The organism is Ursidibacter maritimus (assembly GCF_009761395.1).
In the GTDB taxonomy this organism is placed as follows: Bacteria; Pseudomonadota; Gammaproteobacteria; order Enterobacterales; family Pasteurellaceae; genus Ursidibacter; species Ursidibacter maritimus.
Window position 1 is genome coordinate 89,367 of sequence record NZ_LEKN01000001.1, and the last position, 21,003, is coordinate 110,369.

Genomic DNA, 21,003 nt, shown 5'->3' on the forward strand with positions numbered 1-21,003 from the left:
ATGAAATTCCTTAATCCCTTTTCTTACCTAATAACCACCATACAATCATCAAACAGATTAAACTTGGGGTTAATGCACCGAGTGGAACAGGTAGCCACGAAACAACAAGGCTTAAATTACCAAACACGATATTTGCAACATAGAATACGAAACCTGCAAGGATACCAATAACAATTTTTGCTCCCATCGTGCTACTGCGTAATGGACCAAAAATAAAGGAAATTGCTAGCAACATCATTACCGCCATTGAGATCGGTTGGAAAATTTTCCGCCATAACGTAATTTCAAAGCGTTTTGGATCTTGCCCTGTTTCTTTCAAGAAACCAACATAGTCTGCTAATCCTGTAATGGATAGCGACTCAGGCTTGAGTGAAACAATCCCTAATTTACTTGGTGTAATGCTGGTCTGCCAAGATTGTTGAGCTTGTTTATCTTGATTGATTTGGTTCTCGCCAATAATGGATTTTTCTACATTTTTTAATAGCCATTCATCATTCAGATATTCCGCTTTTTGGGCTTTTAGAATGGATTTTAGCTCTCGCTTGTCAAATTCATAGATCAAAATATCGTTCAAATTTCTTTCATCATTGATCTTTTGAATATAGATGAAATTATTCCCATCTTTTGCCCAAAAACCACCTTGCGTAGCCAACATTGAGCCACCACTTTGAGCAATAGAACGCATATTTCTTGCAAATTGTTCCGTCTGCGGCACACCCCATTCACCAATAACCATTGTGAAGATAACCAGTGGAATTGCGGTTTTCATTACCGCTAATCCAATGCGGAAACGTGAAAATCCAGACGCTTGCATTACGACCAATTCACTACGGCTTGCTAATGCGCCAAGCCCCATTAGTGAGCCTAACAGTGCTGCAATCGGGAAAAAGGTTTCGACATCTCTTGGAATGGTCAGAAAGGTATAATAAGCAGCGTGTAAGCCATCGTAAGAGCCTTGCCCGACAGCACGAAATTCTTCTACAAATTTAATAATTGCGCCAAGCCCAACTAACATAAATAGTGTGAGCATAATTGATGCAAGAATAGTTTTACCAATATAACGTTCTAATACATTCATCTTAATTCACACCTTTCTTAGCACTTAAACGATAACGTAGTGCAGATAATCCTTTACTATCCCAAGCATTTAACACTATGCCCAATAACAAGAATGCAACTGAAACTAGTGGCATCAGTACGGAAGCATCGACCTTGCCTGAACTGCCTGCTGATTTGAGCGAACTTTGCAGTAAGAAATAAATGAGATAAAGCAAAAGTGCTGGGAGTAGTTTTGCAAATCGTCCTTGACGTGGGTTTACGCTACTCATCGGTACGGCTAATAATGCCATTAACGGTACAGCTAAAATTAACGCTAAACGCCAGTGTAATTCAGATTGTGCTTCTGGTGATGTATCATTGAGCAGTTTGGTTAAATCTGCACGTTGGACTAATTTTTCATCTGTTTCAACATCTTGATAGCCAAGATGAGCGGTATAGTTCTCAAAGCTCGAAATACGAAAATCAGCCGTTTGTGGTGTGCCTTCATAGCGAGTGCTGTGGCTTAATGTAAGCAGTTGATCACCATTTGGTAAGCCTTGTAATTCACCCGATTCTGCCACCACCACAGAGGGTTTATTTTTCTTCTGTTGATGTGGCTGAAAAACGTAAATATCGTTAATTTTGTTTTCTTGAATGTTATCAATAAACAGAACATAGCCCCCCGCAGACATAAATTGCCCCGCCGACAGTGCTGCAAAACGAGGGTTTGCTTTTGCTTCGGCTAACATTTCACTCTGCTTATTGATTGCCCAAGGCGTGAGCCAAAAGACATTGTAGGTTGCAACAACGGTGGTAAACAAAGATAAAAATAGGGCGGATTTCACCAAAATGCTTTGCCCTACGCCACAAGCTCGCATTACGGTAATTTCGCTTTCCGCATAAAAACGCCCAAGCGTCAGCAATAAGGCAATAAACAGCGACAATGGCAACATCAACTGTGCCATTGTTGGCATACCTAGCCCTAATAGGCTTAATACTAAATCCGTAGGCACTCGCCCACTGACTGCCGAGCTTAAAACCCGCACAAGCTGTTGGCAGAAAAAGATGACCAACAGAATAAACAGAATAGCAATCTGGCTTTTAAAAATTTCTTTTGTTAGATATCGACTTAAAATCACGAAGTTTTTCTCATTTTAGCAAATTAGTGCTTGCAATTTTTTCGTAAGTGAGTAGCGTTACGACTCGCATTTTTAACGCAAGTTCAAGCGGTAAGTTATTTGCATTCTTTTGCAAATTCTTCTCAGAAAATGACCGCTTAAAAATGTGTAATCATACCCTTTTCAGCAAAAAAAATCACTGGAGTATTTATGGAATTTAATCTGATTAAAGATGATATTGTACAACAAGCTACCGACTGTCTTGTTGTCGGTGCTTATGAAGATAATCAATTATCTCAAGTCGCCGCAAAAATCGATCAATTAAGTGGTGGTTATTTAACCGCTTTATTAAATAAAGGCGATTTACCGGTAAAAGTAGGACAAGCCTTATTATTACATACTGTCCCAAATGTAAAAGCAGAGCGAATCGTTGTGTTAGGTTGTGGTAAAAAAGGCGAACTAACAACACGTCAATATAAGCAAATTGTGCAGAAAGCCTTGCAAGCTACTCAAGAAACCGCTGCGACCAAGCTTACCTTTGCTTTAGATAATGAGCTAATCAAAGATCGCAGTGAGCAATGGCATTTACGCTTTGCTGTAGAAAGTATTGCTGAAACACGTTATAGCTACAATGACTTTAAAAGCATAAAATCTGAACAAAATAACCGCTTGGAGCAGATTCAATTTTCTATTTGGGGTGATATGTCTGCTGCGGAGCTTGCCTTAAAACAGGCTCAAGCGATTGTTTCAGGGGTAAATTTTGCAAAAAATCTGGCAAATTGCCCACCAAACGTTTGTAACCCAAAATATTTGGCAGATTGTGCCAAAGCGTTGGCTAAAGCTTATTCAAACGTGACAACGACGATTATTGATGAAAAAGAGATGGCTGGTTTAGGAATGCATTCTTATTTAGCGGTTTCTCGTGGTTCAGAAAATCCTGCTTATATGTCGGTAATTGAATACAAAAATCACCCAAATCCAAATGCAAAACCAATTGTGTTAGTTGGAAAAGGACTAACTTTCGACTCAGGTGGTATTTCAATTAAACCATCGGAAGCAATGGATGAAATGAAATACGATATGGGTGGTGCAGCTTCTGTTTATGGTACGATGAAAGCCGTTGCTGAAATGCAATTGCCGTTAAATGTTATCGGTGTCTTAGCCGGTTGTGAAAATATGCCTGATGGTAATGCATATCGCCCAGGCGATATTCTTACTACCATGTCAGGATTAACGGTTGAAGTGTTAAATACCGATGCTGAAGGGCGTTTAGTATTGTGTGATGCACTCACCTATGTAGAACGTTTTGAACCTGAATTGGTGATTGATGTCGCAACCCTAACGGGAGCTTGTGTGGTAGCACTTGGTGCGCATAATAGTGGTTTAATTTCAACTGACGATACGTTAGCGAATAAATTACTCTCTGCTGCTGAACAAGCAGAAGACAAAGCGTGGCGCTTACCGATGGGTGAAGAGTATCAAGAGCAACTAAAATCAAACTTTGCTGATCTTGCAAATATCGGTGGACGTTTTGGTGGGGCAATTACGGCTGGCGTGTTCTTATCTAATTTTACGAAAAAATACTCTTGGGCACACCTTGATATTGCGGGTACTGCATGGAAATCAGGAGCAACTAAAGGTGCAACGGGCAGACCAGTGCCATTATTAAGCCAGTTTTTGATTGAGAAAGCACAAGGCTAATTCATCTTTCAAATAAGCGGTGAGATTTCTGCTTAATTTTGCAAATTTTCCGCTTACTCAAAAGGCGATATTCCGTTAGAATGTCGCCTTTTTTACGCCTTCTATTAAGAAGGTGCTGACTTGTTATCAGAAAGAGACTTGAAATGTTACAAAACAAACCAGAACTTTTGTCGCCAGCTGGCTCGCTAAAAAATATGCGTTACGCCTTTGCTTATGGTGCAGACGCTGTGTATGCAGGGCAACCGCGTTATAGCCTACGTGTGCGTAATAATGAATTTAATCACGCTAATTTAAAAATTGGGATTGATGAAGCACACGCTCAAGGTAAAAAATTTTATGTGGTCGTGAATATTGCACCGCATAACTCAAAATTAAAAACTTTTATTAAAGATTTAGAACCCGTTGTGGCAATGCAACCCGATGCGTTAATTATGTCGGATCCTGGTTTAATTATGCTTGTGCGTGAGCATTTCCCACAAATCGATATTCACCTTTCAGTACAAGCGAACGCGGTAAACTGGGCGACCGTTAAATTCTGGCGACAAATGGGGCTAACTCGCGTTATTTTATCGCGTGAATTATCGATTGATGAAATTGCAGAAATTCGTCAACAAGTACCAGATATGGAAATTGAGATTTTCGTACATGGTGCATTATGTATGGCGTACTCTGGACGTTGTTTATTATCTGGCTATATCAATAAGCGAGATCCAAATCAAGGGACTTGTACTAACGCTTGTCGCTGGGAATATCAGGTAGAAGAAGGAAAATTAGATGATGTTGGGAATATTGTGTCAAACAATGTTGCCGATAAAATTGAGCCTGAACAGCAAATCCAAATTAAAAATGTTGCACCGACTTTAGGGGAAGGTGATACCACCAGCAAAGTCTTTTTACTAGCAGAATCGCAAAAACCAGACGAACAAATGACCGCTTATGAGGATGAACACGGTACTTATATAATGAACTCAAAAGATTTGAGAGCGGTACAACACGTTGAAAAATTAGCTCAGATCGGTGTTCACTCATTGAAAATCGAAGGTCGTACAAAATCATTCTATTACTGTGCTAGAACTGCTCAAGTTTACCGTAAAGCGATTGATGATGCTGTTGCAGGGAAACCTTTTGATGAATCATTGATGGATACTTTAGAATCTCTTGCTCATCGTGGCTATACGGAAGGATTTTTACGTCGTCATACTCACGATGAATATCAAAATTATGATTATGGTTATTCTATTTCTGAACGTCAGCAGTTTGTCGGGGAATTCACAGGCAAACGTAATGAGCAAGGAATGGCGGAAGTAGCAGTAAAAAATAAATTTTTACTCGGCGATGAAGTGGAAATGATGACGCCAAAAGGCAATATTGTCTTCAAAATTGAGCGAATGCTAAATCGTAAAAACGAAAGTGTTGAAGCAGGGCTTGGCGATGGTCATTTTGTTTTCTTAGATGTTCCAGCTGATGTTGAACTGGATTATGCGTTACTAATGCGTAATTTAGTTGATAGTAATACGCGTAATCCGCATAAATCTCTATAAATGTTGATACAGGAAGAAACTATACTATGGTAGAATACGCAATACGCAATACGCAATACGCAATACGCAATACGCAATACGCAATACGCAATACTTAGGGTGTCATTATGTTAAGTGTTGCGGTTATTACTTCCACAATTGGTCGCTCAGATTTGGAGAGAGCTATCTTAAGCGTCCGTCAGCAAAGTTACCCTTGTAAACATTATGTGTTTGTTGATGGTAAGCAATACCATCAACAAGCAAAAACAATTCTTGATAAATATCCTGAAGTTATTGTTACCTACCTACCGATGAATACAGGTGCAAATGGCTGGACAAATAGCAGTATCAACGCTATTGCTCCCTTTTTAGTGAAAGAAGATGTTATTTGTTATTTAGATGATGATAACTGGTATGAACCTAATCACGTTGAATCGGGTGTCAAGTTATTGCAAAATGAGGAATATGATTATGCTTACTCATTACGCAATCTATATACGCTAGATGGGGAATTTTTATCACCAGATTCTATTGAATCTATCGGATTTTATCGCTCTATTTTGCCTAACCCCATAGATTTAAAAATGAATATATATGGAAATATAGTCAATTTTTCTGTGAATTTACATAAAGAAAGCCATATAGATACGAACTGTTTTTTTCTCCATAGAAATATAGCACTTTTAGTATGTAATACGTGGTTTAGTGGTAAACAAAACGATACTAATGTATGGAAAACTCTAGTAAATAGTGGATTACAAGGTATTTGTACCAAGCTATTCACTGTAAATTATATTTTTGATGTTCAAAAATTTTTTGGTGGTTTTTGCATTTATGGCACATTTCTAGAACAAGAAAAGTATGAAATACATAACGCAATAATTAAATATCTTAACGAGCTAAATTTATCAAATTATGGTGGTATTTACCCTTGGGATCAGGAATAGCGATTATCCAAATGCTCATTGATTAAATTTAAAAATAACTCGCCGAAACGCTCTAGTTTTCTCTCGCCGACACCGTTGATTTCTAGCATTTCATCTTCGGTTCTCGGTAAATATTCTGCCATTTCTTGTAATGTTGCATCATTAAAAACGACATAAGGTGGAATATTTTCTTTATCGGCAATTTGCTTGCGTAAGAAACGTAAACGAGCAAATAAATCTTTATCATAACGGTGATTAACTTGTTGTTTTTGTACATAAGCCGTTGCAGAAAAGCTCAATCGTGGCATTGCGAGTGATAAACTTGTTTCTGCACGCAAAATGGGGCGGGCAGATTCGGTCAGTTGTAATGCTGAATGGTTTACAATATTTTGGCGGATAAGCCCCAAATGGATAAGCTGACGAGCAACACTTATCCAGTATTCTTGTGATTTATCTTTACCGATACCATAGACTGAAAGAGTATCTTGTTGTAATTCCCGAATTTTTTGGTTATTCAATCCGCGTAATACCGCAATAACGTGATGAAGACCAAAACGTTGCCCTGTTCGATAGATAACTGACATCACTTTTTGAGCATCCACTAAGGCATCGTATTGTTTAGGTGGATCTAAACAAATATCGCAGTTTTTACAAGGTTGTTGCTGAGATTCCCCAAAATAGTTGAGTAATACTAAACGGCGACAGGTTTGAGATTCAGCAAATGCCCCTATCGCTTGTAATTTATGTTGCTCAATTTGGCGTTGTTCAGTTTCTGGCTTTTCTAATAAGACTTTATTTAACCAACTGTAATCTGACGGATCGTAAAAAAGCACCGCTTCTGCTGGAAGATCATCTCGTCCTGCTCGTCCTGTCTCTTGATAGTAGGATTCGATACTACGGGGTAAATCAAAATGTACAACAAAGCGGACATTAGATTTATTGATCCCCATTCCAAAAGCAACGGTAGCGACAACTACTTGAATGTTATCTCGCTGAAAAGCATTTTGTACCGTTTCACGCTCTTGCATTGTCATTCCTGCGTGATAGCCCATTACACTTACTCGCTTAGCAGCTAATTTTTCGGTAATTTCTTCTACTTTTTTACGACTATTACAATAAACAATGCCACTTTTACCCTGTTGGCTAAGAATAAATTTAATTAACTGCTCTGTTGGTTTAAATTTTTCTTGTACGGTATAACGAATGTTTGGGCGATCAAAACTGCCCAAATAAGTGTGCGGATCTTGTAATTTTAGATGCTGTAAAATATCTACTCGAGTAGTAGGATCGGCAGTTGCAGTAAGTGCTACAAGCGGTATGTTTGGGAAAGTTTTTCGCAATCCGCCGAGTAAAGTATATTCAGGGCGGAAATCGTGTCCCCATTGTGAAACACAGTGTGCTTCATCAACAGCAATCAGGCTTATTTTGCAATGTGAAATAAAGTGAAAAAAGCCTGATGTCATTACTTTTTCTGGCGAAAGATAAAGTAATTTAAGTTGTCCTGATAGGGCTTTTTGCTCAACTTTCTGCTGTTCTTCTAAGGTTTGAGTTGAATTGAGATAGGCGGCTTCCACACCGTTTGTCAATAATTGATCTACCTGATCTTTCATTAACGAAATGAGAGGGGAAATCACTAATGTAATGCCGTCTAAACATAATGCAGGCACTTGGTAGCATAACGATTTACCGCCACCAGTAGTCATAATGACAAGGCAATCTTTGCCTGTAAGAATGGCGTCAATTACTTCAGATTGACCTTGTCGGAATGATTGATAGCCAAAGACGTTATGTAAAACTTCTTTGGCTTTTGCAAGATTTGAGATGGGCATTAGCTAAAAGAGAGAGTTTCTCCGTGGCGAGCAACGGCTTCTTCTAAATGAACCCAAAAAGAACGCCCTTCGGCACTTACCCAATCGCCATCACGATAGGCAAAATGGAAACCACCTAATTTGCTTGCTAACCAGAGTTCTAACATTGCTTCTTGTTTATTGATCACAATTTGAGAGTCATCATCAAAAGTAATGGTAAATACCGCACCTTGTGTTTCGCAATCTACATCACAGCCTTGTTCTTCTAGCTGTTCTTCGATATGTTCCCATACTTTTTCTATTTCTTGATGAAATTCTGCTACGTTCATAATCACTCACTTAAATGGTAAATTTTTAGAAAAATCAAACCGCTATTTTGAATTTTTCTCTCACTATTTGCAATCTCAAATTTGTGAAAATATGGGGCTGTATTATATTAGCCTAAATTTTATACTATTTTCACAATGTTTTGAGTTGTATTTGAGGTTAAAATTGTTGTATTTAGATTGTAAATTCAAAACTTAAAAGATCTGCATTCCTTATTTTTCTAATCTCTTTCTACACCATTTTCGCAATATGCGGATTTTGCGGTATAATGGGAGCAGTCTAAATTTATTGAGAACAAGATATGTACAGTAGAATTTTAGCGACTGGTAGCTATTTACCAAGCCAAATCCGTACTAATGCGGATTTAGAAAAAATGGTGGACACCTCAGATGAGTGGATCACTACCCGTTCAGGTATTAAAGAACGCCGTATTGCCGCTGCTCACGAAACTTCCGCAACAATGGGGGCAGAAGCAGCCAAAAAATGTTTAGAACAAGCACAGATTGATCCACAAGAAATCGATCTCATCATTGTTGGAACAACCAGCAATTCGCACGCTTATCCAAGTGCTGCTTGCCAAATTCAAGGTATTTTAGAGATTGAAGATGCCATTGCTTTTGATGTGGCCGCAGCTTGTACAGGCTTTGTTTATGCCTTAAGTGTTGCAGATCAATTTGTCAAAAGTGGTAAAGTGAAAAAGGCATTAGTGGTTGGTTCTGATCTTAACTCTCGCAAATTAGATGAAACCGATCGTGGCACAGTCGTGTTATTCGGTGATGGTGCTGGTGCGGTCATTTTAGAAACTAGTGAACAAGAAGGGATTATTTCTACGCATTTACATTCTGCAGCAGATAAAACAAACTCACTCGTGTTACCACAAGCAGAACGTGGTGTTGAAAAATCTGGCTATATTGAGATGCAAGGCAATGCGACATTCAAACTTGCCGTAAGAGAACTGGCTAATGTTGTTGAAGAAACATTAAGTGAAAATAACCTTGATAAATCTGCTCTTGACTGGCTGGTTCCACATCAAGCCAATTTACGCATCATTAGTGCAACGGCGGAAAAATTGGCTATGGATCTTTCCCAAGTCGTTATTACTCTAGACCGCTACGGTAATACAAGTGCAGCGACAATCCCTGTTGCATTAGATGAAGCTGTGCGTGATGGGCGTATTCAACGTGGGCAATTATTGTTGCTTGAAGCCTTCGGTGGCGGTTGGACTTGGGGTTCTGCCTTAGTTCGTTTCTAGCGAAGCGGTGAGATAATTAGGATTTTTTACACTTCCAAGTATTTAATGGAACAAAACTAAAATAATATGGAACAGACAACTTTTGCGGACAAAAAGCGTAAAACCGTTGAACAAGCCGAATTTACTGCTGATGGTCGTTATGTGCGAAAAGTGCGTAGCTTTGTGTTACGCACAGGTCGCCTAAGCGATTATCAACGAGATATGATGAATAATAACTGGGCTAATCTTGGTTTAGATTATCAAAATACCCCTTTCGATTTTGCAACTATTTTTGGCAATAATAACCCTGTTGTGCTAGAAATTGGTTTTGGAATGGGGAAATCCCTGGTGGAAATGGCAGAACAAAATCCAGATCGCAATTATATTGGGATTGAAGTTCATACCCCTGGTGTTGGGGCTTGTATTGCCTATGCAGTGGAAAAAGGCGTTAAAAACTTGCGTGTAATTTGCCACGATGCAACAGAAATTTTACGAGATAGCATCGCACCAAATTCACTGGGTGGATTACAACTTTACTTCCCTGACCCTTGGCAAAAAGCAAAACACCATAAACGCCGTATTGTACAACCTGCTTTTGTCGAGCGTTTACTCGAAAAATTAGCACCAAAGGGTTTTATTCATATGGCAACAGACTGGGAAAATTACTCTGAGCATATGCTTGAAGTATTACGCCAATTCCCACAATTACAAAATCAATCTGCAACGAATGATTTTATCCCTCGCCCTGATTTTCGTCCGCTTACAAAGTTTGAAGAACGTGGACATAAACTTGGACACGGCGTTTGGGATCTCTACTTTATTAAACAGTAATGACATAGGAGACTTAAAATGACACAACCAACTCGCAACCGCAGACAACGTAAAAAAATGCACTTAGCTGAATTCCAAGAACTTGGTTTTTTAGTGAAATTCCAATTTGCTGAAGGCACTGGTATTGACCAAATTGATAATACCGTTGATCGTTTTATTGATGAAGTGATCCGCCCAAATGGTTTAGCTTACGAAGGTAGCGGCTATTTACATTGGGAAGGCTTAGTTTGCTTAGAAAAATTAGGCAAATGCGATGAATCACACCGCGAACTTGTACAAAAATGGTTAGAAGCTAACGGTTTAATTGAAATTGAAGTGAGTAGCTTATTTGATATTTGGTGGGATTTACCAATTAACGAAGCGTAGTCATATCTATACTCTCTCTTTAAGAGAGAGTATTTCGGAGAAATAAAATGGAGTTCCTAGCCCCTATTTTGTCAATTATTGTTGGCTTTTTTAACTTTGTCTTGGTATTAAGAACGTGGCTACAATTTTGTAATGTCGATCCTTATATGCCGATTTCACAAACGTTGATGCGTTTAACCAATCCGATTGTAAACCCTGTGAGCAAAATTATCCCAACGGTTAAACGCATAAATTTTGCTGCATTATTATTAGCAATGGCTATCGTTAGCTTACAATTTATCTTATTTGGTTTTGAGATCCCTAGAGCTGTACTCATTGGTTTACTCAGTTTATTAAAAACTTTTGGGCAAATTCTCTTTTTTACGACCTTAATTCGTGCCTTAATGAGTTGGGTAACACAAGGTAATCACCCTCTTGATTATGTTGTTGCACAAATTACTGAACCAGTTCTCAGTATTATCCGTAAAGTCTTACCACGCACAGGAATGCTTGATTTTTCAGTAATGGTATTGGGTTTCGGCTTACTTCTACTCAATACACTGTTCTATAATTTATTTGGGCTACTATGGGCTGTGGCTTAAGGATTAACAGTGCAAGCCGTTGAATTAACCACAAATCCGCAAGGTATTCGCTTGCGGATTTTTTTACAACCCAAAGCCAGCCGAGATCAAATTGTCGGTTTACACGATAATGAGCTTAAAATTGCGATTACTGCCCCACCTGTCGATGGACAAGCAAATGCTCATTTAATCAAATATTTAAGTAAGCTATTCAAAGTCCCTAAAAGTAGCATTGTGTTAGAAAAAGGCGAGTTACAAAGACATAAACAAATTTTTATTCCCGAGCCAAAACAGATCCCAAATGAAATTAATAATCTGCTCATATAAATTTTTGATCCGTATCGTAGCCAAAAAATCGAAAAACTGATAACGTTATACTCTATTGAAAACTATTCTTATTTTTTAGGCATTCACAATGTTATTCGCTATATTAGCCATTCTAACTTATCTTGGGGCGTTGTTATGGATTACGCTCACATTGGCTCATCTGGACAGTAGCCAAAAACTTAATGTAAAAGCTGTATTTATTTTAGGTTCGTTTGCTGTTATCTTCCATTCGGTTAATATTTCACAACTCTTGTTTGTGGGGGGAGGGCAAAATTTCACGATAATGAATGTTGGCTCACTGATTAGTGTGAGCATCAGCGGTTTAGCCACATTGGCATTACTCCGTTGGAAAACCATTTGGTTTCCATTGTCGATTATCTATGCAATGGGTATTGTTCATCTTGTGCTATCCACCTTTGTGGAAGGCAGTTTTATTAAGCAAATCGCAGAAAATACAGGCTTGATGTTGCATTTAGCCATTGCGATTTTCTCTTACGCGCTGTTTTCGATTGCACTACTCTACGCTTTCCAACTGAAATGGTTAGATAGTCGTCTCAAACGCAAGAAAAATGTTCTCTCGCCAGTATTACCGCCATTGATGACGGTCAATCGCCATTTCTTTACACTTAATTTAGTCGCACAATTTTTTCTAACCCTAACACTTTTGTCAGGGATGATATACCTACAAAATTTCCTCGAGACTGAACACATTCATAAAGCAATTTTTTCATTTATGGCGTGGATTGTTTATGGCATTTTATTGTTAGGACAATGGAAACTGCACTGGCGTGGAAATCGGGTGCTAATTTACTCAATTTCAGGTATGATGTTGCTAACTTTTGCCTACTTTGGCAGCCGTATGGTGTAAATACGGATTAGCAAGCGGTTGGATTATCGCTATTTTTTGCAAAAATTTCCTGCAATCTAACCGCTTATTTGATTCACGAACATAGGAATTTTACGTTGGAAAGTATCCCCCTGAGTAGCTTATTTATTGCCCTCGCTATCCTTCTCGTTTTATCTGCATTTTTTTCTGGCTCTGAAACAGGGCTAATGTCTTTAAACCGCTACCGAATGCGACATCTGGCTGAAAAAGGTCATCGTGGTGCGAAACAAGCGGAAAAACTTCTTGGTAAAACCGACTCGCTGTTAAGCCTTATTTTAATTTGTAATAACCTAGTCAATAATGCGGCTGCGACTATCGCAGGTATGATTGGTTTACAACTTTCTGGTGATGCAGGCGTAGCGATTGCAACAGGTTTACTGACTCTTGTAATGCTGGTGTTCTCTGAAATTCTCCCTAAAACCATTGCAGCAATTTATCCAGAAAAAGTTGGCTTTAGTGCTAGCCACATTTTAATGCCACTACAAAAATTGCTGCGACCACTCGTTTTCTTGATGAACCTTATCATCAGGGGGTTAATGAAAGTTTTACGCATTCGTAAATCAGAAAAATCGGGGCTAAGTAGTGAAGAGCTACGCGGAGTGGTACTTGAAGCTGGACGTTTTATTCCAACGGCTCACCAAGATATGCTTGTTTCTATCTTAGATATGGAAAAGGTAACAGTGGACGATATTATGGTTCCACGCAACGACATCGGTGGCATTGATATTGATGACGATTGGAAAGCCATAATGCGTCAGCTCACTGGTGCTGCACACGCGCGTGTGGTGATTTACAAAGGCAATATGGATAAAAGTATTCTTGGCATGTTAAGAGTTCGAGAAGCATTCCGTCTAATGCTCGAACGTAATGAATTTACTAAAGAAATGCTTGTTCGTGCGGTTGATGAAGCTTATTTTATCCCCGAAGGTACACCATTAACTACCCAATTAATGAACTTCAAAGCCAATAAAGAACGTATCGGTTTAGTGGTTGATGAATATGGCGATATTAAAGGTTTGGTTACCTTGGAAGATATTCTAGAAGAAATTGTGGGTGAATTTACCACATCTGCCGCACCAACATTAGATGAAGAAGTTAAACCACAATCTGATGGCTCAGTATTGATTGAAGGTTCTGCAAACTTGCGTGATCTCAACAAACTCTTTAACTGGAATTTACCCGTTGATGAAGTCCGCACCTTTAATGGTTTGATCTTGGAACATCTAGAAAAAATTCCCGATGAAGATACGCAATTTACTTTACTTAATCTCAAAGTAACCATTTTAGAAGTAAACGATAATGTGGTGAAACTGGCTAAAGTCGAACCATTTAATCCGACATCTTCTAGCAACACAGAATAGTGAATTAAAACGGGACGCTTTATTAGCGTCCTTTACACTCAAAAATCCCTTAAAATGACAATTTTTGCAAATTTCTCATCGGAACAGACCGCTTGTTTGCATTCTTATTTTGAACCAATCTACACATTAAGGTAAAATCTCGCCTTATTTATTATAAAAAGATTCCATCAATGACAAAGCAACTTACCCTTGAACAGATTTCTGCACTTGCCAAAGCGGATATGCAAGCTGTTGATCATGCAATTTTGGCTCAACTCAATTCTGATGTCGTCCTAATCAACCAACTTGGACATTACATTATTAGTGGCGGTGGTAAACGCATTCGCCCATTAATTGCAGTATTAGCGGCTAATGCTTTAGGCTATAAAGGGCAACAGCACATTACCTGCGCAGCTTTTGTGGAATTTATCCATACGGCAACGTTATTACACGATGATGTTGTTGATGAATCGGATATGCGTCGAGGACGTGAAACAGCAAATGCACGTTTTGGCAATGCTGCAAGCGTATTAGTTGGCGATTTTATCTATACGCGTGCTTTTCAGATGATGGCAAGTTTACAATCCTTAGATATTTTAGCAGTAATGTCTGATGCAACTAACGTGATTGCGGAAGGTGAAGTACAGCAACTAATGAATGTAAATGACCCTGACACGACTGAAGAAAATTATATGCAGGTCATTTACAGCAAAACCGCCCGCCTGTTTGAAGCCGCAACACAATGTGCGGCGATTGTTGCTGGAGCAGATGCTCGCTTGATTACGGCACTAAAAGATTATGGGCGTTACCTCGGTACGGCTTTCCAGTTAGTTGATGATATTTTAGATTACAGTGCGAATGCAGAAAAATTAGGCAAGAATATCGGCGATGATTTAGCCGAAGGCAAGCCAACATTGCCATTATTACACGCAATGAAAAACGGCAATGAACAACAATCCACCCTTATTCGTGAAGCAATTGAGCAAGGCGGAAAACGTGAAGCTCTTGATGACATTTTGGCAATTATGGCTGAACATCATTCTCTTGATTATGCAATGCAGCGAGCCAAGCAAGAAGCACAAAAAGCCGTTGATGCAATTGTAGAGTTACCTGATAATGAATATAAACAAGCGTTGATTTCATTGGCATATTTGTCGGTGGATAGAAGTTACTAATACCGATATTTTTTAGAATTTTAAGTGATACCTATGACTGAACAACCAATCAAAAAGACCCGTAAGGGCAAAGATCCAAATGCACCTTTTGTGCGTGAAAAATTAGAACTGCCAAATGGACATAACAAATTGTTGCTACACTCTTGTTGTGCCCCTTGTTCTGGAGAAGTGATGGAAGCCATTCACGCATCAGGGATTGAATTTACCATCTATTTTTACAACCCGAACATTCACCCATTGAAAGAATATTTGATCCGTAAAGAAGAAAACATTCGCTTTGCTGAAAAATGGGGCATTCCATTTATTGATGCAGATTACGACCGCCAAAATTGGTTCGATCGTGCGAAGGGAATGGAAGATGAGCCTGAGCGTGGTATTCGTTGCACAATGTGCTTTGATATGCGTTTTGAAAAAGCAGCCGAATATGCTCATCAAAACGGGTTTCCTGTGTTTACTAGCTGTTTAGGGATTTCTCGTTGGAAAGATATGAACCAAATCAATGGCTGTGGACATCGTGCCGCTGAAAAATATGATGATGTGGTCTATTGGGATTACAACTGGCGTAAAGGTGGTGGCTCACAACGAATGATTGAAATCAGTAAACGTGAGCGTTTCTATCAACAAGAATACTGTGGTTGTGTCTATTCATTAAGAGATACGAATAAATGGCGTGAAGCAAATGGTCGCCAAAAGATTGAGATCGGTAAACTATATTATTCAGCGGATTAAATGATTAGCTATCCCACTTCGTGATAGAAATGGAAAAATTCAGAAATTAAATAAGAGGATAAAAAATGTCTAAATTTGCAATGGTATTCCCCGGACAAGGTTCGCAAGCGGTTGGAATGTTAGCGGATCTTGCACCTATTTACCCAGTTGTTGAACAAACTTTTAAACAAGCGAGTGATGTACTTGGTTATGATTTATGGGATCTTGTTCAAAATGGAACGGCAGAAGATCTTGGTCAAACACAACGTACACAACCTGCTCTATTAGCTGCATCAGTCACACTTTATCGTATTTGGCAAGAGAAATTCCCAGAACAAAAACCTGCGGTAATGGCAGGACATAGTTTAGGCGAATATTCTGCACTAGTTTGTGCTGGCGTGTTAGATTTCCAAGATGCGATTAAACTCGTTGAACTGCGCGGACAAGCAATGCAAAGTGCTGTACCTGCAGGAACTGGCGCAATGTTTGCGATTATCGGCTTAGATAATGATTCGATCATCAAAGCCTGTGAACAAGCCCAACAAGAAGTGGGCGAAATTGTTTCTGCGGTGAATTTTAACTCACCAGGACAAGTTGTGATTGCAGGAACAAAAGCAGCCGCAGAACGTGCTGGAGAACTTTGTAAAGAAGCTGGTGCAAAACGTGCATTACCATTAGCTGTGAGCGTGCCATCTCACTGTGCCTTAATGAAACCAGCAGCTGAAAAGCTGGCTCAAGCATTGCAAAATATTCCATTAAACGCACCGCTTGTGCCTGTTATCAACAACGTTGATGTTGCGGTAGAAAGTGATGCTGATAAGATTCGTGATGCGCTAGTTCGCCAACTTTACAGTCCTGTTCGTTGGACAGAAAGTGTTGAAAAAATGGCACAAGAAGGCGTTACAAGCTTATATGAAATCGGGCCAAATAAAGTATTAACAGGCTTAACAAGCCGTATTGTCAAAGAACTTTCGGCAAAAGCAGTCAATGATGTCGCAACCTTTGAAACTATCGAATTTTAATTTAACTTTTCTAAAGAGAAAATAATCAATCAATTAGGATAAACGAATATGCAAAATAAAATCGCATTGGTAACGGGTGCAACTCGTGGAATTGGGCGAGCAATCGCAGAAGAATTAGTATCTAAAGGCGCTTTCGTCATCGGGACAGCAACATCTGAAAAAGGAGCAGAATCTATTTCAGCTTACTTAGGTGAACAAGGTAAAGGCTTAGTGTTAAACGTTGCTGACGCTGAATCTATCGAACAAGTACTCGCTCAAATTAAAGAACAATTTGGTGATATTGATATTCTTGTCAATAATGCCGGCATTACTCGTGATGGCTTGTTAATGCGTATGAAAGAAGATGATTGGTTCGATATTATTCAAACTAATCTCACGTCAGTTTATCGCTTATCAAAAGCAGTATTACGTCCGATGATGAAAAAAGGCGGACGTATCATTACGATTGGTTCAGTGGTAGGTTCAATGGGTAACCCTGGTCAAACAAACTATTGTGCAGCTAAAGCAGGTTTGGTTGGTTTTTCAAAATCATTAGCCAAAGAAGTGGCATCTCGTGGCGTTACAGTAAACGTAGTCGCTCCAGGCTTTATTGCAACAGATATGACTGATGAATTAACCGAAGATCAAAAAAATGCGATCTTAAGTCAAATTCCAGCAGGAAAATTAGGCTCAGCACAAGATATTGCAAAAGCAGTTGCTTTCCTTGCATCTGATGATGCTGGCTACATCAACGGTGAAACCATTCACGTTAATGGTGGTTTATATATGAGCTAATCGCTATAAGCGGTTAGTTTATATCAATATCATTGATTAAGTAGTAAATGAACCAATTCCAAATTGAATTGGTTCATCGTTTTTTATTTTTAGTGGATAATACGCAATTTGCGTTTTTGTGAGGTTTTATAATGAATAAAAATACCCTTGTGGTAGGTTTTATGTTATTTGCTGTTTTTTTTGGAGCAGGTAACTTAATTTTCCCACCAAAATTAGGCTTTGATAGTGGAGCTGATTTCTGGACATCTATTGCTGGTTTTGTGCTAACTGGCGTAGGTTTACCCTTAGTGGCAACTATTGTGGCAGCTTACTACGAAGGCGGTTACAAAAAAGCGTTGGAAAATATTAGCCCAATCATCTCGTTATTATTGCTTGGAGCAATTTATCTGACCATCGGGCCTTTCTTTGCCATTCCGCGTACAGCCGCAACAGCGTATGACATCGCTCTTACACCATTTTTAGAACAAACTAGCCCTACATCATTATTGTTGTTTACCTTTGGTTATTTTGCGATTACGTTATGGTTAAGTTTAAACCCAAGCAAAATGGTTGATCGTATCGGAGCAATTCTTACCCCTACTCTGCTAATTGCTATTATAGCCCTAGTTATTCGTGCGGTAATGATCTTCTCTGGTATAGAAACGGCAGAAGTAAAAACATTAGAAACACCATTTTTTACAGGTTTTATTGAAGGTTATCAGACAATGGACGCACTAGCCGCATTCGCCTTCTCCGTGCTTGTCATCAATGGTATCAAAGCAAAAGCTCAAGCTAATAGTTCACTTGTAAAACAAACGACCTTAGCCGCATTGATCGCCGCCATTTCACTTGCAGTGATTTATATTTCTATTGGTTGGATTGGTTATAAAATTCCATTAAGTGCAGATACAGTCACTGATGTTGCAACTAAAGGTCAAAATTTAGGTACATTTATTCTCAATGCAACCGCAAATCAAACCTTTGGTGAGCTTGGGCGTAGCCTGCTTGGTTTAATTGTAACATTAGCTTGTTTAACTACCGCTATTGGCTTGGTAGTTTCCACTTCAGCCTACTTCCACAGCGTATTCCCAAGAATTCCATATAAAGCCTATGCAGTGCTATTTACCTTGATCGGCTTTGGTTTAGCAAATCAAGGGTTAAATGCTGTGATTAGCAAATCTGTTCCTGTACTGTTGGTGCTTTATCCGATTTCAATGACCGCCTTACTGGTTCTGCTAGTTAATCTAGTTATGCCTTTGCCTAAATTAGCTCAAGGCTTACCGATTATTTTGGTTACTGTCGTATCCATCGCATCAGTGGCAAAAGTGGAATTTATTGCTCAGTTACCATTAACTGCTTACTCAATGGAATGGTTGCCTTTTGCAATTATCGGAACATTGTTGGGCTACATTATTGCCAAAATGACAAAATAGCGTAAAACGGGAAGTGAGGAACACTTCCCGTTTTGCAAAATCATTCGTGAATCTTACCGCTTATGTGGAGAAAAAATGCCTGAATTACCCGAAGTTGAAACGAGTGTGCGTGGTGTTTCCCCTTACTTAGTTGGGAAAAATATTGAGCAAATTATTATTCGCCAAAAGCAACTACGTTGGCTTGTCAGTGATGAATTAAACCAAATGACTGGAGCAAAAATTCTAGCGATTTATCGCAGAGCTAAGTATCTCATCATTCAGACCAATCAAGGCGATATTTTAATTCATCTTGGAATGTCTGGTTCACTGGGGATTTTAACTAAACAGACTGAAAAAGAGATTGGTAAGCACGATCACGTTGATTTAGTTACCACAGATGGAACTATTTTGCGTTATAACGACCCTCGTAAATTTGGGGCTTGGTTATGGGTGGAAAATGCTGAAAATGCGGAGCTGTTAGTCAAATTAGGCCCTGAACCACTTTCAGAGCAATTTACAGGCAACTATCTTTATCAACAAAGCCGTAATAAAACTGTTGCAGTAAAAAACTTCATTATGAATAATGCAGTGGTTGTCGGTGTGGGTAATATTTACGCTTGTGAATCGCTTTTTCAGGCAGGTATTCATCCTAACCTGGCTACACAAAATTTAAGCCCAAAACAGTGTGAGCGATTGGTTACTGTGATTAAATCTGTACTTTCTAAAGCCATTTTACAAGGTGGTACAACGCTCAAGGACTTTATTCAGCCTGATGGCAAACCTGGCTATTTTGCTCAAGTATTGCAAGTTTATGGGCGAAAAGGGAAGGAATGTAATGACTGCGGTAGCTTGATCGAAGCCCAAATTATCGGGCAGCGAAACAGTTTTTACTGCCCTAAATGCCAGAAATTACCTAGATAAACTCCAAAATGTTAATTTTTTGTTAGGGAAATGTTGATTATTTGCATAACTTAGGTAATACTCATACTATTTTATGGAGAAACAGTATGCAAACAATCAACATTATTCAAATTTTATCAGATACTGGTGCTGGCAAACGGGGGAGCCATGAGGGAGTAAAATGGTTATGCGAGCGACATTCTATTCAACCTACTGCCATTTTTGAAAACCATTCAAACAGTAAATATCTTACCCCACCTGCAAAATATATTGATAATCTGACCGCTTTTTTCCAACAATTTGTTCCTGTTTTAACGCAATATTACCAACGGTCAGAATTCCCTGTAATACTGACTGGGGATCATTCCAATGCGATAGGAACGCTATCCGCATTTTGTAATGCTTATCCTAAAAAACGTATTGGTGTGATTTGGATCGATGCTCACGCTGATTTACATACACCATATACCACACCATCAGGCAATATCCACGGAATGAGCCTTGCGGCCATACTACGCCAAGATAATTTAGCCCAACAAATTCATACACTTACCCCTGAAGTAGCTCGCTACTGGCAGCATTTAAAACAGCTTGCACCAACTTCTCAAGGCATTTTGCCACAAGATATTTGTTTCTTAGGTTTAAGAGACTTTGAATCACAAGAGATAGCTCTTATTCAAGAACTAAGTATTCCTTATTATTCAACACAGAAAATGCGAGAACTTGGATTTGAAAAGGTTCTCGCCCAAGTTAAACAGCAATTTGCCGATGTTGATTTACTCTATGTAAGTTTTGATATTGATGCCCTTGATGCTGGCTTAATTAGTGCAACGGGAACACCTGTTTCGGAAGGCTTTACAGAAGCAGAAATGACCATGTTATTAGAGCAGCTCTTAGTCTTACAAAATCTTAGCGTATTTGAAATCACAGAATTTAACCCAACGCTGTCAGAAAATACTGAAGAATATGAAATGATATATCGTCTGTTTACACAATCTCTAGCCAAAATTGAGAAAAGGCAACTGAATTAGTCAGTTTGAGACCATAAATAATA

At 38.9% G+C, this 21,003-nt stretch carries 21 protein-coding genes; 17 read left to right on the forward strand and 4 right to left on the reverse strand.

Going from position 1 to position 21,003, the window contains the following annotated elements; all coding sequences use genetic code 11:
- Positions 1–10: 10 nt before the first annotated feature.
- On the reverse strand, positions 11–1,078 hold the full coding sequence (lptG, locus tag A1D26_RS00440) for an LPS export ABC transporter permease LptG (RefSeq protein ID WP_157402171.1): 1,068 nt from the start codon (positions 1,076–1,078) through the stop codon (positions 11–13).
- Position 1,079: 1 nt separating this feature from the next.
- The gene (lptF, locus tag A1D26_RS00445; RefSeq protein ID WP_157402172.1) at positions 1,080–2,177 is read right to left on the reverse strand and encodes an LPS export ABC transporter permease LptF; all 1,098 of its coding nucleotides are present in this window, start codon (positions 2,175–2,177) and stop codon (positions 1,080–1,082) included.
- Positions 2,178–2,366: 189 nt separating this feature from the next.
- Between lptF and A1D26_RS00450 the strand changes: the two genes are divergently transcribed.
- The 3 genes from A1D26_RS00450 to A1D26_RS00460 all read left to right on the forward strand — a co-directional run bounded on the left by A1D26_RS00450 (position 2,367) and on the right by A1D26_RS00460 (position 6,324).
- A complete protein-coding gene (locus A1D26_RS00450; protein WP_157402173.1) occupies positions 2,367–3,857 on the forward strand; it encodes a leucyl aminopeptidase in 1,491 nt (496 codons plus the stop codon).
- A gap of 143 nt (positions 3,858–4,000) precedes the next feature.
- A complete protein-coding gene (gene trhP, locus A1D26_RS00455; protein ID WP_157402174.1) occupies positions 4,001–5,398 on the forward strand; it encodes a prephenate-dependent tRNA uridine(34) hydroxylase TrhP in 1,398 nt (465 codons plus the stop codon).
- A gap of 107 nt (positions 5,399–5,505) precedes the next feature.
- On the forward strand, positions 5,506–6,324 hold the full coding sequence (locus tag A1D26_RS00460) for a glycosyltransferase family 2 protein (protein WP_157402175.1): 819 nt from the start codon (positions 5,506–5,508) through the stop codon (positions 6,322–6,324).
- Here the strand turns inward: A1D26_RS00460 and recQ are convergent.
- Both recQ and cyaY read right to left on the reverse strand, forming a co-directional pair.
- Entirely contained in the window at positions 6,315–8,132 is a 1,818-nt protein-coding gene (recQ, locus tag A1D26_RS00465; protein ID WP_157402176.1) for an ATP-dependent DNA helicase RecQ, read from the reverse strand. The genes A1D26_RS00460 and recQ overlap by 10 nt on opposite strands.
- Positions 8,132–8,440, reverse strand: coding sequence for an iron donor protein CyaY (cyaY, locus tag A1D26_RS00470; protein WP_157402177.1), 309 nt, complete (start codon positions 8,438–8,440; stop codon positions 8,132–8,134). The genes recQ and cyaY overlap by 1 nt, the downstream gene beginning before the upstream one ends.
- Positions 8,441–8,739: 299 nt before the next feature.
- Between cyaY and A1D26_RS00475 the strand changes: the two genes are divergently transcribed.
- The 14 genes from A1D26_RS00475 to A1D26_RS00540 all read left to right on the forward strand — a co-directional run bounded on the left by A1D26_RS00475 (position 8,740) and on the right by A1D26_RS00540 (position 20,980).
- Positions 8,740–9,690, forward strand: a complete 951-nt coding sequence (locus A1D26_RS00475; protein WP_157402178.1) for a beta-ketoacyl-ACP synthase III — start codon at positions 8,740–8,742, stop codon at positions 9,688–9,690.
- A 66-nt stretch (positions 9,691–9,756) separates the two neighbouring features.
- A complete protein-coding gene (gene trmB / locus A1D26_RS00480) occupies positions 9,757–10,500 on the forward strand; it encodes a tRNA (guanosine(46)-N7)-methyltransferase TrmB (RefSeq protein ID WP_157402179.1) in 744 nt (247 codons plus the stop codon).
- A gap of 18 nt (positions 10,501–10,518) precedes the next feature.
- On the forward strand, positions 10,519–10,866 hold the full coding sequence (locus tag A1D26_RS00485; protein ID WP_157393748.1) for a YggL family protein: 348 nt from the start codon (positions 10,519–10,521) through the stop codon (positions 10,864–10,866).
- Positions 10,867–10,913: 47 nt separating this feature from the next.
- Positions 10,914–11,447 (forward strand): YggT family protein, encoded by a 534-nt coding sequence (locus A1D26_RS00490; RefSeq protein ID WP_157402180.1) that lies wholly within the window; start codon positions 10,914–10,916, stop codon positions 11,445–11,447.
- A 9-nt stretch (positions 11,448–11,456) separates the two neighbouring features.
- Positions 11,457–11,753 carry a DUF167 family protein YggU gene (gene yggU / locus A1D26_RS00495; RefSeq protein ID WP_157402181.1) on the forward strand — a complete coding sequence of 99 codons (297 nt, stop codon included), beginning with the start codon at positions 11,457–11,459 and terminating at the stop codon, positions 11,751–11,753.
- Positions 11,754–11,841: 88 nt separating this feature from the next.
- Positions 11,842–12,621, forward strand: coding sequence for a cytochrome C assembly family protein (locus tag A1D26_RS00500; RefSeq protein WP_157402182.1), 780 nt, complete (start codon positions 11,842–11,844; stop codon positions 12,619–12,621).
- A 95-nt stretch (positions 12,622–12,716) separates the two neighbouring features.
- Positions 12,717–14,000: an HlyC/CorC family transporter gene (locus tag A1D26_RS00505; RefSeq protein WP_157402183.1), complete on the forward strand. Its 1,284-nt coding sequence runs from the start codon at positions 12,717–12,719 to the stop codon at positions 13,998–14,000.
- Between the two features lie 170 nt (positions 14,001–14,170).
- Complete coding sequence (ispB, locus tag A1D26_RS00510; RefSeq protein WP_157402184.1) at positions 14,171–15,154, forward strand: octaprenyl diphosphate synthase; 984 nt, start codon at positions 14,171–14,173, stop codon at positions 15,152–15,154.
- A gap of 33 nt (positions 15,155–15,187) precedes the next feature.
- A complete protein-coding gene (locus A1D26_RS00515) occupies positions 15,188–15,883 on the forward strand; it encodes an epoxyqueuosine reductase QueH (RefSeq protein WP_157393742.1) in 696 nt (231 codons plus the stop codon).
- A gap of 65 nt (positions 15,884–15,948) precedes the next feature.
- Positions 15,949–16,884 carry an ACP S-malonyltransferase gene (fabD, locus tag A1D26_RS00520; protein WP_157402185.1) on the forward strand — a complete coding sequence of 312 codons (936 nt, stop codon included), beginning with the start codon at positions 15,949–15,951 and terminating at the stop codon, positions 16,882–16,884.
- Between the two features lie 48 nt (positions 16,885–16,932).
- On the forward strand, positions 16,933–17,658 hold the full coding sequence (fabG, locus tag A1D26_RS00525) for a 3-oxoacyl-ACP reductase FabG (RefSeq protein ID WP_157393740.1): 726 nt from the start codon (positions 16,933–16,935) through the stop codon (positions 17,656–17,658).
- Between the two features lie 131 nt (positions 17,659–17,789).
- Complete coding sequence (gene brnQ, locus A1D26_RS00530; RefSeq protein ID WP_157402186.1) at positions 17,790–19,070, forward strand: branched-chain amino acid transport system II carrier protein; 1,281 nt, start codon at positions 17,790–17,792, stop codon at positions 19,068–19,070.
- Positions 19,071–19,145: 75 nt separating this feature from the next.
- Positions 19,146–19,970 (forward strand): bifunctional DNA-formamidopyrimidine glycosylase/DNA-(apurinic or apyrimidinic site) lyase, encoded by an 825-nt coding sequence (mutM, locus tag A1D26_RS00535; RefSeq protein ID WP_157402187.1) that lies wholly within the window; start codon positions 19,146–19,148, stop codon positions 19,968–19,970.
- Positions 19,971–20,056: 86 nt separating this feature from the next.
- Positions 20,057–20,980, forward strand: a complete 924-nt coding sequence (locus A1D26_RS00540) for an arginase (RefSeq protein ID WP_157402188.1) — start codon at positions 20,057–20,059, stop codon at positions 20,978–20,980.
- Positions 20,981–21,003 lie beyond the last annotated feature (23 nt).